Source organism: Nitrospira calida (assembly GCF_976986435.1).
Map to the genome: position 1 here is coordinate 604378 of NZ_OZ335950.1, position 13880 is coordinate 618257.

Genomic DNA, 13880 nt, shown 5'->3' on the forward strand with positions numbered 1-13880 from the left:
GCGCGAGTGACGTTTGACGGACGACGTTGCGTGAAGCATGGGTGGAAGCGCGGTTCAGAAGCGAACGGATATACAGGGGCTGACCACGGCGATCCTGCTGACGACGACGGGCCTGTTCGCCGATAGAAGAAGGAGCCTGTCCGAAAACATCGGTCCGCTGACCAAGGTCGGAGGGCTCACGTTGTTTCAGCGCGCGGTCTTAACGCTTGAGCGTGCGGGGATCAATCAAGTGATCGTCCTGGCCGGCTGCGAGGAGGAAGCCCTTAGGCGGACATTGCGTCAAGGCCCGACGGTGACCGTTCCGGTGCGATGGAGACCAATCCGCGAATTTCCGCCGGATGATCCGCGAACCTGGGAGGCGTTGGCCGAGGACGTGAAAGGGTTCTGCCTGATTGCGAGCGTGCAGGCGGTTTTCTCCAAGGGATTGATCGAGCGGCTGTGCGATGGGCTGCAGGAGGGGGAAGCTGCGCTGGTCGTGTATAGCGCCGCAGACTCGTGGCGACAGGGGAACCCCGGCAACCCTCTCGTTCGGTATGAGGCGGATCGCCTGGTCTCGCTGGCCGTTTCTCAGGAACAGACCGGGGGGTGCATCGCAGCCGATCTTCTGGTTGTGTCGGCCGGCCGGCTCGGCACTGCGCTCCAGCCGGATCCGTCGTCGAGTTCCCGCTCGAGTCTGGCGGCTGTCGCAAGACCGTCCACGTCCCATCCGATCAGGCGCATTCTGGAGCAGGCCGTCCTTGACGGCCGGGTTAAAGTCGTGCCCGCGCAAGCGGGATCCGGACAGTGGTATCAGGATGTGCGGGATGCGTCCGGCGTGAAAGCGGCCGAGCGGACCTTGTTCCAGTCCTTGAAAGGCGAGTTCGAAGGCTTCGTGGATCGCCATTTCAACCGGAAGGTCTCGAAGCTCTTCACCAAGCTGTTTCTTGCGCTGCGGTTTTCCCCCAACGTTGTGACGGTCGTCTCCACGGTCGTCGGTTTGACGGCGGCGGCGGGGTTCGCCGTCGGCGGCTACGCGGCCGGCGTGGGCGCCGCGCTGCTGTTTCAACTGGCGGCGGTCATCGATTGCTGCGACGGCGAAGTAGCTCGGCTGACCTTCGCCGAGTCGCCGCTCGGCGCTTGGCTGGACATCACCGCCGACAACGTCGTCCATATGGCGATCTTCGCCGGCATCGCTTGGGGGGCGTATACCCAACATGGTGAGGGCCACGGTGCGTGGATCCCGTTGGCTCTGGGCGCGGCCGCGATATTGGGGAACGCTTGCTCGTTCTGGCTCGTGCGCCGTGTCCAACGGATCCGTACAATCCGCGGTTGGAACAATCCCGTCCAGGCGGCCTGGTCGAATTTCTTGCTCAAGAATGTGGCCAGCCGCGATTTCTCGGTCGTCGTGCTGCTCTTTGCGCTGCTCGGCAAGCTCGACTGGTTCTTGTGGCTGGCGGCGATCGGGTCGACGGCGTTCTGGATGATTCTGCTGTGGGTCATCCGCCCTTCGCTGGGCTCGCGTGGTTAAACTCTTTCTCCTGCTCCTCGGGCTTCTCACGCTCGTCGCGCTCGTTTGGCATATCGGGCCAGGTCGAATCTATGACGCGGCGGCGCGGCTCGGCCCCGGGGCACTAAGCGTCATGCTCCTTCCGTCGGCGGCGATGTATGTGTTGGAAGCCTACGGCTGGCGGCTGACGCTGGGTCCCGGTGCGGCTGCCGTGCCGTTCTGGCGCTTGCTGGTGATCCGAACGGCCGGCGAGGTCGTGAACATGACCACGCCGACGGCGTACCTCGGCGGCGAGCCGCTCAAGGCCTATCTGCTTAAGCGGCATCGGATCCCGATGGTGGAGGGGCTTGCATCGGTTGTGATCGCCAAGACGACGATGACGGTTGCCCAGGTGTGCTTTATCCTCCTCGGCGTGGCGCTCGCTTTTTGGTCGCTCGAGGGAGCGAGCTCATCGGGGCAGACCGTTCTGGCGGCTTTCGTGAGTGTCGGCCTGCTCGCGTTCGGGGCGGCGGCATTCATTATGGTGCAGCGCCGGGGCATTTTTACATGGCTGCTGACGAGACTGCGCGCACTGGGCGTCAATGTCGCCTATCTTGAGGCGCGAGAGGACAAACTGCGGTCCCTGGACAAGACGATCCTCGAATTTTATACGCGCAATCGGCGCGGGTTTTATTCCTCGACAGGCATGTTCTTCCTGGGATGGCTGGCCGAAGCGTTGGAGGTGTACGTCATGATTTATTATTTGGGCGGGCCGGCTGAGCTTCTGTCGGCTGTCTCCATCGGAGCGCTTGCCGTTTTCATTAAAGGCGGGACGTTCTTCATCCCCGGCAGCTTGGGCGCCCAGGACGGCGGCAATCTGCTGCTCCTCACCGCTTTCGGGTACAGCGAAGTCACGGGCATCACCTTCGCGCTGTTGCGACGATTTCGGGAGTTGGTGTGGATTGCGATCGGATTGCTGTGCCTCGCCGCGTTGGGATACCGGAGGGAACCGGTTCGGGTCGGGCCATGATCACTGATCGCCGGTTGGAGAGGGCGAGAGCACTTGCCCGCTCGTTTCATCGTGCCGGAGGGTCTGAGTCGCCGGACGTCGGCTCCCATTTACAGGTATCTGACGCCTTGTTAGGATACGCCGCATGAAGGCGTTGAAGGCGTTCGTCTGGGTTTTGACCGCGACGGTGTGCGCCGTGGCATTCGGCTTCGTCGCCGGTATCGTGAACCCCGGCGAACGGGTGAACGGCCTGTGGCTGGTTGTCGCGGCGGCCTGCTTCTATGTGTTGGCGTTTCGGTTCTACGGTCGTTGGCTGGCACGCCGGGTGGTCGAACTGAATGATCTGCGCATCACCCCGGCGCACCGCCTGAACGATGGCGTCAACTTTCATCCCACCAACAGGTACATTTTGTTCGGTCATCACTTCGCGGCGATCGCCGGAGCGGGGCCGCTGCTGGGTCCGGTGCTGGCGGCCCAGTTCGGTTATCTGCCCGGGTTTCTCTGGCTGGTGATCGGCGCCGTGCTGGCTGGCGCGGTCCAGGACTTCGTTATTCTGGTCGCCTCCATGCGGCGAAACGGCCGCTCGTTGCCGGAGATCGCGCGCGACGAGTTGGGGACCGTGACCGGTACCGCGACGGCGGCGGCCGTGCTGTTTATCGTCATCGTGGCGTTGGCCGGTCTGGGATTTGCGGTGGTGAACGCCTTGCATCGTAATGCGTGGGGGACCTTCACCATCGCGATGACGATCCCGATCGGCTTCCTCATGGGCTCTTATCTCCAGAAATTCCGACCCGGTCGGGTGGGCGAGGTGTCGGCGCTGGGCGTAGTGCTGTTAATCGCCTCGGTGATCTTGGGGCGGGTTGTGGCGCAATCATCCGTTGCACACTGGTTCGAATATAAACGATCCACGCTGGTATGGTTGCTGGCCGGGTACGGGTTTCTCGCCTCGGTTCTGCCAGGGTGGATGCTGCTGGTCCCCAGGGGCTATCTGTCGACGTTCATGAAGCTGGGCGTCGTGGCGTTGCTCGCCCTAGGCGTGATCGCGATGGCTCCGACGGTGGAAATGCCTCGCCTCACGGCGTTCGCCCACGGCGGCGGGCCGATCATTCCCGGCGCGTTATTCCCATTTCTCTTCATCACGATCGCATGCGGGGCGATCTCCGGCTTTCATTCGCTTGTCTCATCCGGCACGACACCGAAAATGATCGAACGCGAGTCGCATGCGCCGATAGGCTACGGCGCGATGTTGCTCGAGAGTTTCGTCGGAGTGATGGCGTTGATCGCGGCATCGGTGTTGATCCCCGGCGACTACCTGGCGATCAACACGACGCTGTCCGCCGATGCGCTGGCGGCGATGGGGTTTCCCGTTGCACGTCTTCAGGACCTCTCGCGGCTGGTCGAGGTCGAGGTGGCCGGTCGGCCCGGTGGCGCCGTGTCGCTGGCAGTTGGCATGGCGTCCATCTTCGCGGCCTTGCCCGGTATGGCCGGCCTGATGGCGTATTGGTATCAGTTCGCGCTGGTGTTTGAAGCGTTGTTCATCTTGACGACCATCGACACCGGCACCCGCGTGGCGCGGTATCTGATCCAGGAGTTGGGCGGGCGGGTCTATGCGCCGTTGGGGCACATCGGTTGGTGGCCCGGGGTGATCGCCAGCAGCGCCGCAGTCGTCGTGGCGTGGGGATATCTCATCGCGACTGGGAGCATCTCGACAATCTGGCCGATGTTCGGCGCGGCGAATCAGTTGCTGGGGACATTGGCGCTGTGTATCGGGACGACGGTGCTGATTAAGATGCGGAAATGGCGATTCTTGTGGGTGACATCAGTGCCGATGGTCTTCGTCGGCGCAATCACGCTGACCGGCTGCTATGAGATGTTTGGTCTGTTTCTGGGGAAGGCGGCTATGGCCCGCGAGGCGGGAGAAGCGGTTGCGCTTTATCTGGACGCCGGGCTGGTCGCAGCCGTGGCGTCATTGGCGGTCATCGCGCTGGCGGATAGCGCGGTGCAATGGTACGGGTACCTGGTCTTGAAGCGGCCCTTCACCAGCAGCGAAGTGGTCGTGATGGGGGGCGGGTCGGCCGCGCGGGCGCATCCGACAGCGTGCGGAGGATCGCAGTTTCCCATCAACGGCTGCTGTTAGATCGATCGTGGTGTTGACGGGGAGGCGTTCCGGTGGCGGATCAGTTCTCATTCGATGTTGTGTCGCGCGTGGATATGCAGGAAATGAAGAACGTGGTGGATCAAACCCTGAAGGAGATTCGGCAGCGATTCGACTTCAAGCACTCCAAGACCGAGTTAACGCTGGAGGAAAAAGACAAGAAGCTGACCGTGGTGTCCGATGACGAATACAGGCTCAAGGCGGTCCTGGATATCCTGAAAACCAAATGCGTCAAGCGCAATGTCTCGCTGAAGGCGTTGAACTATGGAAAGGTCGAGGAGGCGCTGGGCGGAACTGTGCGGCAGGTGATCACGATCCAAAGTGGAATTCCCTCGGAAACAGCCAAGGAGATCTCCAAAGAGATTCGCGACGCCAAGCTCAAGGTCCAGACACAGATCCAGGGCGATCAAGTTCGGGTCTTGAGCAAGAGCAAAGACGAACTGCAAGCGACGATCGCGTTGCTCAAGCAGAAAGACTTCGGCATCGATCTCCAGTTCGTGAATTACCGCTGAACCGGTATGCTGGAACGGCCCCCAACCGTGTCCCCGGTTGCTTCCCTCCCTTTGCCGTAAGACGGCGGCGGACGCCGTGGCGTTCGAACGTGCACGCGTTCTGGCCTTTTGCGGCGCCGGCGACTGCCGCCCGCAATTTCTTCCGCAGGTGGGCGGTCGCGGTCTTGTGCTGCTCCGTCATCGTGCTGACCGGCTGCAGTCGGAGCGATCCGATCGTCGTCATTCAGCTTCATCCGACGAATCCCAACATCATGTACGTCGCGACGAACGACTATATCTATAAGACCAGGGATAGCGGGCGGACCTGGCGGAACATCTCCAAGGGCATGAGTCATTCCCGCGTCATCTCGATGGCCGTCGATCCGGCCTATCCGGCGACGGTCTACGCCGGGACCAAAGGCGACGCGGTGTATAAGAGCTACGACGGGGGACAGCGGTGGACGTCCCTACGGGCGGGGCTGGACGATGCGACGATCACGTCCGTGGTGAATCAGTTCGTGTTCGACCCGTCCGATAACACCCATCTCTTTGTGGCCACGACGATGGGGGTGTTCGAATCGAAAAACGGCGGGGAGAGTTGGGAGAAGCGGATGGAGGGGATGAAGGAAGTGCTAATGGTCGTCAGCCTCTGCCTCGATCCGAACCGTCCGTCGATCCTGTACGCGGGGACGAGTGGCGGCGTGTATAAATCGGTCGATGGAGCGGCGCATTGGGAAAAGGTCAACAACGGCCTGGTGCCGCCGGAAATGGTGAAATCTTCCCGCGCATTGAATGTGACGGCGATTCAAGTGGATCCTTACGAACCGAATACGGTGTACGCTGCCACGTTGAGCGGGCTTTACCGATCGACCGACGCGGCTCGATCGTGGACTCGTATCGGGGAGTCGTTGCCGGACCAGATGATCATTTCTCTACTGCTCGACCGAGCCCGCGCCGGTGTACTGTACGTGATCGGCCGAGAAGGAGTGTTTCGGAGTGAGGATCGCGGCGCAACATGGAAAGCGCTCAACACCGGTTTGGCGACGCTAAACGTCCGCTCGATCGCCCAAAGTCCGCTCGATCCAAAGACCTTTTTTGTGGGAACCAACGGAAGTGGTCTGTATCGCAGCCGCGACGGCGGCGAGACATGGGAGCCGATGCCGCCGGTGAAGGAGACCGGAGAGATACCCCCGTGATCAGTCTCTCATCAGGAAGTGACTGACGAAGGTGAGAAAGTTTGAGGTTACTTGCGCTTGTCGTTCAGGCTTGAATCGCCGATGGCTGGCCCAATGCCGCGCAGGGGAACGGTCGAGGATCCCTCAGGGTTCTGGGCCTTATCGATTTCGAAACCAAAACTGTAGGGCAAGGTCGTGTCTTGCGTGCTTGGGCCGAAACGGTTCGGTAAGTTTGTGTCTTGAACATCCTCGCCCCTTCTCGGCTTCAAGGATTCTCCAACGTTGCTATAAGGTGAGACGGTGTAACCGATATCGGCTCCAAAGTTCGGGTTAAGGGTCGTGTCTTCGATGTCGCCGCCAATCCGTGTCGGCAGTGTTGTATCTTGAATCTCCATACCGGTTGCGGCGGCAGGAGGTGGCCGTTTGGCCCGAAACTCTTTTCCGATGGCCTCCTCCTCCTGCTGAATTCTGTATCGTTCACGCCCGGCGGATTCAAAATCTAGCGTTTCAACTTTCTCCTTCGCTTCGCCGAGTTGTTGCAACCTAACCTGAAGCTTGGAGAGATCGTCTCGCGCGCGGGCGACTGTGCCGATAATCTCGCTGAGCGTCCATTGTCGGGCGAACGTACCTAGCTTGGGACTTTCTCCAGGGCCACCCCCCAGGCCATCGCTTCCCAAGCCGATTCCAAACCCTGTTGAATTAAAAATGCCCTTTTGCTGGACCGACTTCAATATGTAATTCGCTTCGTCAATCAAGTCATCGATCTCTTCAACGGAAGCGACCCTGGTAGCGCAGCATGTCAGAAAGTCCCGGTATTGCTTAGCGAAGGCCGAGGCAGCATTCTGGATTTCGACCACTTTAAGGAGTTCGCGGTCCTGGAATTCTTTTCCCCTCTGCTCCGCCTGTTTCCTAAACCGTACCTCTTCCTGCTCGTCGTACAACGGCTTGCAGCCAGGTTCCGGTTTTACAGCGATTTGCTGATCGGGTGTCCGGTTCGGACACCAGTAGACAGAGGGAGGCGCATTCAACGGGTTATCGAGCTTGAACTCTTTGGCCAGCACGAGCTCTAGAGATGCCCCATGGGCGGCAATCGCGAAGGCTACGAGAACACGACCCCGTAGCGGTAGCGTGAGGCGGCATGGTACGCGATCCGACACGGTGTCATTGTCATCTCCAGCTCAACGAAATGTCAACGAAAGAAGCGCTTTGAGCAGCCTTGAAAAGCTTGGCCGGAATCAGATAGGCTGCCAGCGCCGCAAAGATCCTGGAAAATCAAGGGCTCACGAGACGAGATGGCGGTGGTCTACATTGAAGATGTGGCTCGCTATGCCGGTCAGGAAGTCACCATCCGCGGGTGGCTGAGGCATCGCCGCGAGAGCGGTAAGCTGCACTTCCTGATCATTCGGGATGGAACTGGAGACCTGCAGGCTGTCGTCAGCAGAGGGAGTGTGGGAGAGGAGCAGTTCAGCGTCTCCGCCCGACTGACCCAGGAATCCTCGGTGATGGTGACCGGCCGATTGCGGCAGGACTCGCGGGCGCCCGGCGGGTACGAATTGGAGGTTTCGCGCATCGAGCCGATCCAGATTGCCGAACCCTTTCCGATTCAGCCCAAGGAGCACGGCGTCGGGTTCCTGATGGAACATCGGCATCTCTGGCTCCGGTCCAGCCGCCAACATGCCATTCTGAGAATTCGGCACGAAATCATACGCGCCTGCCGCAACTTTTTTGACCAGCGGGGCTTCGTGCTCATCGATGCGCCGATCTTCACGCCGAATGCGTGCGAGGGCACCACCACGCTGTTCCGGACCCAGTATTTCGACGAGACGGCCTATCTCACCCAGAGCGGGCAGCTTTACAGTGAAGCGGCCGCTGCAGCGTTCGGCAAGGTGTACTGCTTTGGGCCGACGTTTCGGGCGGAAAAATCGAAGACACGCCGTCATCTGATGGAATTCTGGATGGTCGAACCGGAGGTCGCCTTTGCGGAACTGCCGGACATGATGGATCTGGCCGAAGAGTTCCTCGTGTACATTGTGGAGCGGGTTCTCTCCGCTCGACGTGCCGAACTGGCGACATTGGAGCGCGATGTCGGCAAACTTGAACGGGTGAAGCGTCCATTTCCCCGCATCACCTACGAAGAAGCCGTCTCATTCCTGCGAAGAAAGGGCAATCCGATTCAGCATGGAGACGACTTCGGCGGAGACGAGGAGACCCTGTTATCGAACGAATTCGATCGTCCGGTCATTGTCCACCGCTACCCCACCGCATTGAAAGCCTTCTACATGCAGAACGATCCCGTCAAGCCTGAATTGGCGCTTTGCATGGATGTGTTGGCGCCGGAAGGGTACGGTGAAATCATCGGCGGCGGACAGCGCATCCACGAATACGACAAGCTTCTCGCTCGCATTCGAGAGCATAAGCTGCCGGAAGACGCCTTTCGATGGTATCTCGACCTGCGGCGCTTTGGTTCCGTGCCCCACGCCGGATTTGGTATGGGGATCGAGCGCGTGGTCGCCTGGATCTGCGGCCTCGACCACGTGCGCGAGACGATTCCTTTCCCCCGCTTGTTGTACAAGCTCTACCCCTGAAGGAGATTCTCTCTTCGCGATGTCCCTGAACAGCGGGGTCGCGGTTATGGACCTGGTTTCCTCCTCGTTCTTGTACGAGCTGAATTGTCCCGCGCGCCCGGACCATTCTTTCGCTCATCCCCTCTCGGGCACAAGAAGCCGACGCTTCCCACAGGAGCCGGTGGTCTTGCAGTGCCGGAATCTTGGCCAACATCACGGCGCGTCGGGAGGAGTCCATGCATGGATAAGGCAAGAAAAACTCTAAACTGAAATCTTCAGGCACTGGCACGCGGTCGAGCGGAAAATTTGGATCTCAAAGATGTTTCCAAGTCTATGAAATTTCTATTGACAAGTCTTTTCCGGAGTGTATACTCCAACCCGCAGTGGGAAAAAGTGGATGATAGTGGAAAGACTATAAGCGAACAGAATTACAGCCATGTTCCGGTCATGCTGCAAGAGGTGTTGGCCTACCTGGCGTGTCGTCCCGGAGGACGATACCTCGACTGCACCGTGGGACAGGGAGGATTCGCGGCTGCGATCCTCGAGCGTTGCGGACCGGATGGAATGGTGATCGGAATAGATCGGGATGACGACGCGGTTGCGGCCGCACGGCGTAGACTCCGCCTCTTCGAAGACAGGGTGCGCCTGATGAAGGCGAACTTCAGCGACCTGAAGCACTGCCTGCGTTCACTGGCCATCGAACAGGTCGACGGAGTGGTGTTCGACCTCGGCGTTTCCTCGGCTCAACTCAATCAGCCTGAGCGAGGATTCAGCTTTATGGCCGACGGTCCCCTGGACATGCGGATGGATCGAACACGCGGGGCAACGGCGGAAGAGCTTGTCAACCGTCTGCCTGAACGCGATCTGGCGGATGTGATTTATCGCTACGGCGAAGAGCGGTACGCGCGGCGGATCGCGAGAGCGGTGGTGCAGGCTCGTGAAAGAAAACCGTTTCGCACCACGTCCGAGTTGGTCGGTGTGATCCAGCAAGCCGTGCCGGCTTCGTACGCTCATGGGCGCATTCATTGCGCGACACGCACGTTCCAGGCGTTGCGGATCGCCGTGAATCAAGAGCTGGCCGTGCTCGGCCCCGCGATCCGCGACGCCGTCGATGTGCTGGCCCCCAAGGGTCGACTGTGCGTGATTTCATTCCATTCGCTGGAGGACCGCGTTGTGAAGGAGGCGTTCCGGTCGTTATCGCGGGGACCGGACGCTCGGTTGGCCGTTCTGACCAAAAAGCCGCGAACGGCGACCGAAGAAGAAAGAAGTCGGAACCCGCGGTCCCGCAGCGCAAAGCTGCGCGCGGCCGAACGCCTGCCATAAGGGGATGCGCCGATGAAAACGTTGACGCTCCTGATGACCATGTCGCTCCTGCTCGCATTTGTCTGGGAACGGGTCGACATGGTGAGACTCGGCTACCGAATCGAGCGGCTTAAATCGGACAAGGTTCGCCTCGAACGGGAGCGGGATGAATTGCGGGTCAAAGTCTCGTCGCTCACGTCGCCGGCGCGGATCGCGAAGGTGGCAACGGAAAAATTGGGTATGGTTCCGCCTCGGCAGGATCAGGTGGTGGTGGTCCGCTTGGAGCCTGAGGCGCCGTCACCCACTTCACTGGCGGAGTTCGAAATCAAACTGGCTAAGCACGACGTGTCGAGGAAGGTGCGGTAAATGGCGGATGCTTTTTCCTATCGGGGGCGGCGGTTCGCGGTCGCGCTGGTGTTCATAGCCGGCTTTGCCGCCGTCCTGATCCGGTTGTTCACCCTGCAAGTGCTGCAGGCGGCCGAGCTGACCGTGAAGGCGGATCGGCAGCACAGCAAGACGGTCACGCTGGAAGGACCGAGGGGTGCCATTTACGACCGACACGGGAAGGTACTGGCTATCAATGTCGAAGTGCCGTCGGTCTTCGGTATGCCGACCTTGCTGGACGACCCGAGCGGGGTAGCCCGCCACCTGTCTCCTGTTCTGCACGTCCGGGCCGCTGAAATCGAAAAAAAGCTCAAACAGGACCGCAGCTTTGTTTGGTTGGCGCGCAAGCTGGATCCGGATCAGGGGAGAAGGCTGGAACAAATGCCCCTCGATGGTATCGGGCTCGTTATGGAGGGTCGTCGCTTTTATCCCAAAGGTCCGTTGCTTTCGCATGTCCTGGGGTTCGCCGGAATGGACGGGCAGGGGTTGGAGGGGTTGGAACGTCGGTACGAAACCTATCTGCACGGAGAAAAACGGATGGTCGTGCTGCAGCGCGATGCGCTGGGGCGCACCGTGTTTCCGAAAGATCTGAGGGAACAGACTCCGGCCCCCGGGCACAGTCTGACACTGACGATCGACGAAGTCATTCAGTATGTGGCGGAGAAGGAGCTGGAAGCAGCCGTCAATACCGCCCACGCGAAGTCGGGCATTCTCGTTGCCATGGAACCGCGGACCGGCGCGATACTGGCCCTCGCCGTCAGTCCTCGCTTCGACCCGAACGCGGTAGCGGCGCTGTCTCCTGATCGCTGGCGCAACAAGGCGCTGACCGACGCCTACGAGCCGGGCTCAACGATGAAAGTGATTGTCGCCGCCGCGGCACTCGAAGAACACGTCATGACGCCCGGGACCCTGGTGTTCGGCGAATATGGGCGGATGACGGTCGCGAACACGGTCATCCACGATCATGAGAAGTCGGGCTGGATGACTTTTGCCCAGGTCATTCAACGGTCAAGCAATATCGGGGCTGCGAAGGCGGCCATGGCCTTGGGGCCGGACCGCTTCTACCGGTACCTGCAAGCCTTCGGGTTCGGTGAGCGCACGGACATCGACCTGCCCGGCGAAGCGACTGGCCTCCTGAAGAATCCGCGTAGCTGGGGACGCCGCTCGCTCGCATCCATCGCGATGGGTCAGGAGGTCGGTGTGACGCCGTTGCAACTGATCACCGCAGTGTCGGCGGTGGCCAATGAGGGCCTCCTGATGAAGCCGTACATCGTATCCGAGATCCGTGACGCCGGAGGGCGACTGGTCAAGCAGTCCGTCCCGCAGGTCAAACGCCGGATTATCTCTGCGCAGACGGCCAGGACGCTGACCCGTATCCTCGAAGGAGTGGTGACGGAGGGGACGGGGACCAAAGCGGCGGTTCCTGGATTCCGCGTCGCGGGGAAAACAGGTACGGCACAGAAAATCGATCCACGAACCGGCGCATATTCGCCGACGCAGTTCGTCGGCTCGTTCGTCGGGTATGTGCCGGCCGAAGATCCACGGCTGGCGATGATCGTGGTCATCGATGAGCCGCAGACGGAGGCCTGGGGCGGCGCGGTGGCCGCTCCCGTCTTCCGTCGGGTCGCCGAACAGGTGCTCCCATATCTCGGGGTGACGTCCAACGAAACGGTCAAGTTGGCGATGGCGATGTGAACGGCGCAAGCCGGATCCTCGTTGGGATAAAGGACCATGACGCTGGACGAACTGATCGAGCCGTTGAAAGATCGACTCCAGATCGTCGAGCGGAGAGGCGATCTTCAGGTGCCGATCGCCGATGTGACCGACGATTCGCGACGCGTGAAGCCGGGGGCCTTGTTTGTTGCCGTCCGGGGCGAACGAGCGGACGGTCATGCCTACATTGGATCGGCGATTCGGTCCGGCGCTGGCGCCGTGGTGGTTCAGAGCGAGGTGGTCGATTGCGAGATCCCGTTGATTCGCGTGAAGGATTCTCGCCTGGCATTAGGCTTGCTCGGAAGCCGGTTTTATGGGAACCCGTCTTCCCGGCTTCGCATGATCGGGGTGACCGGAACGAACGGCAAGACGACCGTCACCTATGTCTGCAAGGCTCTTCTGGAAGCGATCGGCCGGCGGGTCGGGCTGGTCGGCACGGTGGCGTACCTGATTGGAACCGAGGTGATCCCCGCCTCCCATACGACGCCCGGCGCGTTGGACTTGCAGGCGCTGTTGGCCCGCATGGTCTGCGCCGGGGTGGACTCCGCGGTAATGGAAGTGTCCTCGCACGCGCTGGCGCTCGATCGCACCGTCGGCTGCGAGTTTGACGTCGCAGTCTTCACCAACCTGACGCAGGACCATCTCGACTTCCATAGAGACATGGATGACTACTTTCAGGCCAAATTGAAGCTCTTCGTCGGCCTCTCGGTCAGCGGGACCAAAGGAATGTCCAAGCGGGCCGTGGTCAACGCGGATGATCCGCGCGGGGAACTGGTCCGCGCCGCCTGTGCCGTGCCGGTCTGGACCTATTCCATCCGAAACCGGGCGGATATCCGCGCCGAGGACGTGCACCTCTCCCTGGACGGTACGCGATTCACGGCTGTCACGCCGGCTGGTAGGTTTCCGGTCGAAAGTCGATTGGTCGGAGAGCACAATGTGTACAACGTGTTAGCAGCCATCGGGGTTGCTCTGCAGGAAGGGTTGTCGCCGGACGAGGTGCGCAGTGGCCTCGAGCAGGTGCGCGATGTTCCCGGCCGGTTCGAGCGCGTGGAGGCCGGACAGGACTTCACGGTCGTTGTGGACTATGCGCATACGGAAGATGCGCTGGTGCGGCTCCTGACGACGGCACAGTCGCTCAAGACCGGCCGGATCATCACGGTCTTCGGTTGCGGCGGCGACCGGGATCGCGGAAAACGTCCCAAGATGGGGCGCGCGGCCGTCCGGTACAGCGATGTGGTGGTGCTGACCTCCGACAATCCCCGTACCGAAGATCCGATGGCGATCCTGCGGGAGGTGGAGGCCGGCGTCCGAGAGGCGCTGGCGGCCAAATCCAATGTCCGGTACGAGATGATCGCGGACCGCCGACAGGCCATTGAGGCGGCTGTCCGCGAGGCTCGGCCGGGGGACATGGTACTGATTGCCGGGAAGGGGCATGAAAATTACCAGATCATCGGCACCACCAAGTTTCATTTTGACGATCGCGAGGTGGCGAGAGAGGCCATCCTGAACAGAGGTGTGATGAGGGATGGGTGATGAATGACGGATAATCCGTGAGGAGCGGCGCATTCATCAGAGGTCATTTCTCATTGGCGCCGATCATGGATCACCCATCCGAGCGCGAA

General features: G+C 60.8%; 11 protein-coding genes. 10 read left to right on the forward strand and 1 reads right to left on the reverse strand.

Annotated elements, in window-relative coordinates; translation table 11 throughout:
• Positions 1-37: 37 nt before the first annotated feature.
• The 5 genes from ACWHTU_RS03060 to ACWHTU_RS03080 all read left to right on the forward strand — a co-directional run bounded on the left by ACWHTU_RS03060 (position 38) and on the right by ACWHTU_RS03080 (position 6316).
• Positions 38-1507: a CDP-alcohol phosphatidyltransferase family protein gene (locus tag ACWHTU_RS03060; protein WP_447861547.1), complete on the forward strand. Its 1470-nt coding sequence runs from the start codon at positions 38-40 to the stop codon at positions 1505-1507.
• Complete coding sequence (locus ACWHTU_RS03065) at positions 1500-2495, forward strand: lysylphosphatidylglycerol synthase transmembrane domain-containing protein (RefSeq protein ID WP_447861549.1); 996 nt, start codon at positions 1500-1502, stop codon at positions 2493-2495. The genes ACWHTU_RS03060 and ACWHTU_RS03065 overlap by 8 nt, the downstream gene beginning before the upstream one ends.
• A gap of 124 nt (positions 2496-2619) precedes the next feature.
• Positions 2620-4611 carry a carbon starvation CstA family protein gene (locus tag ACWHTU_RS03070; protein ID WP_447861551.1) on the forward strand — a complete coding sequence of 664 codons (1992 nt, stop codon included), beginning with the start codon at positions 2620-2622 and terminating at the stop codon, positions 4609-4611.
• 32 nt (positions 4612-4643) lie between these two features.
• A complete protein-coding gene (locus ACWHTU_RS03075; RefSeq protein ID WP_447861555.1) occupies positions 4644-5141 on the forward strand; it encodes a YajQ family cyclic di-GMP-binding protein in 498 nt (165 codons plus the stop codon).
• An 89-nt stretch (positions 5142-5230) separates the two neighbouring features.
• Positions 5231-6316, forward strand: coding sequence for a WD40/YVTN/BNR-like repeat-containing protein (locus tag ACWHTU_RS03080; RefSeq protein WP_447861557.1), 1086 nt, complete (start codon positions 5231-5233; stop codon positions 6314-6316).
• A gap of 47 nt (positions 6317-6363) precedes the next feature.
• Here the strand turns inward: ACWHTU_RS03080 and ACWHTU_RS03085 are convergent, their stop codons facing one another.
• Entirely contained in the window at positions 6364-7356 is a 993-nt protein-coding gene (locus tag ACWHTU_RS03085) for a hypothetical protein (RefSeq protein WP_447861558.1), read from the reverse strand.
• 231 nt (positions 7357-7587) lie between these two features.
• Between ACWHTU_RS03085 and asnS the strand changes: the two genes are divergently transcribed.
• From asnS to ACWHTU_RS03110, 5 genes are all read left to right on the forward strand, one after another.
• The gene (gene asnS, locus ACWHTU_RS03090) at positions 7588-8880 is read left to right on the forward strand and encodes an asparagine--tRNA ligase (RefSeq protein ID WP_447861559.1); all 1293 of its coding nucleotides are present in this window, start codon (positions 7588-7590) and stop codon (positions 8878-8880) included.
• 285 nt (positions 8881-9165) lie between these two features.
• Positions 9166-10182: a 16S rRNA (cytosine(1402)-N(4))-methyltransferase RsmH gene (gene rsmH / locus ACWHTU_RS03095; RefSeq protein ID WP_447861560.1), complete on the forward strand. Its 1017-nt coding sequence runs from the start codon at positions 9166-9168 to the stop codon at positions 10180-10182.
• A 12-nt stretch (positions 10183-10194) separates the two neighbouring features.
• Positions 10195-10527, forward strand: a complete 333-nt coding sequence (gene ftsL, locus ACWHTU_RS03100; protein ID WP_447861562.1) for a cell division protein FtsL — start codon at positions 10195-10197, stop codon at positions 10525-10527.
• The gene (locus ACWHTU_RS03105; RefSeq protein ID WP_447861564.1) at positions 10528-12240 is read left to right on the forward strand and encodes a peptidoglycan D,D-transpeptidase FtsI family protein; all 1713 of its coding nucleotides are present in this window, start codon (positions 10528-10530) and stop codon (positions 12238-12240) included.
• 36 nt (positions 12241-12276) lie between these two features.
• The gene (locus ACWHTU_RS03110) at positions 12277-13791 is read left to right on the forward strand and encodes a UDP-N-acetylmuramoyl-L-alanyl-D-glutamate--2,6-diaminopimelate ligase (protein ID WP_447861566.1); all 1515 of its coding nucleotides are present in this window, start codon (positions 12277-12279) and stop codon (positions 13789-13791) included.
• Positions 13792-13880 lie beyond the last annotated feature (89 nt).

Bases quoted from the DNA above. Each gene is read 5' to 3' on its own strand.
- ACWHTU_RS03060 (WP_447861547.1), top strand. From the start codon at position 38: ATGGGTGGAAGCGCGGTTCAGAAGCGAACGGATATACAGGGGCTGACC.
- ACWHTU_RS03070 (WP_447861551.1), top strand. From the start codon at position 2,620: ATGAAGGCGTTGAAGGCGTTCGTCTGGGTTTTGACCGCGACGGTGTGC.
- asnS (WP_447861559.1), top strand. From the start codon at position 7,588: ATGGCGGTGGTCTACATTGAAGATGTGGCTCGCTATGCCGGTCAGGAA.
- ftsL (WP_447861562.1), top strand. From the start codon at position 10,195: ATGAAAACGTTGACGCTCCTGATGACCATGTCGCTCCTGCTCGCATTT.
- ACWHTU_RS03105 (WP_447861564.1), top strand. From the start codon at position 10,528: ATGGCGGATGCTTTTTCCTATCGGGGGCGGCGGTTCGCGGTCGCGCTG.
- ACWHTU_RS03110 (WP_447861566.1), top strand. From the start codon at position 12,277: ATGACGCTGGACGAACTGATCGAGCCGTTGAAAGATCGACTCCAGATC.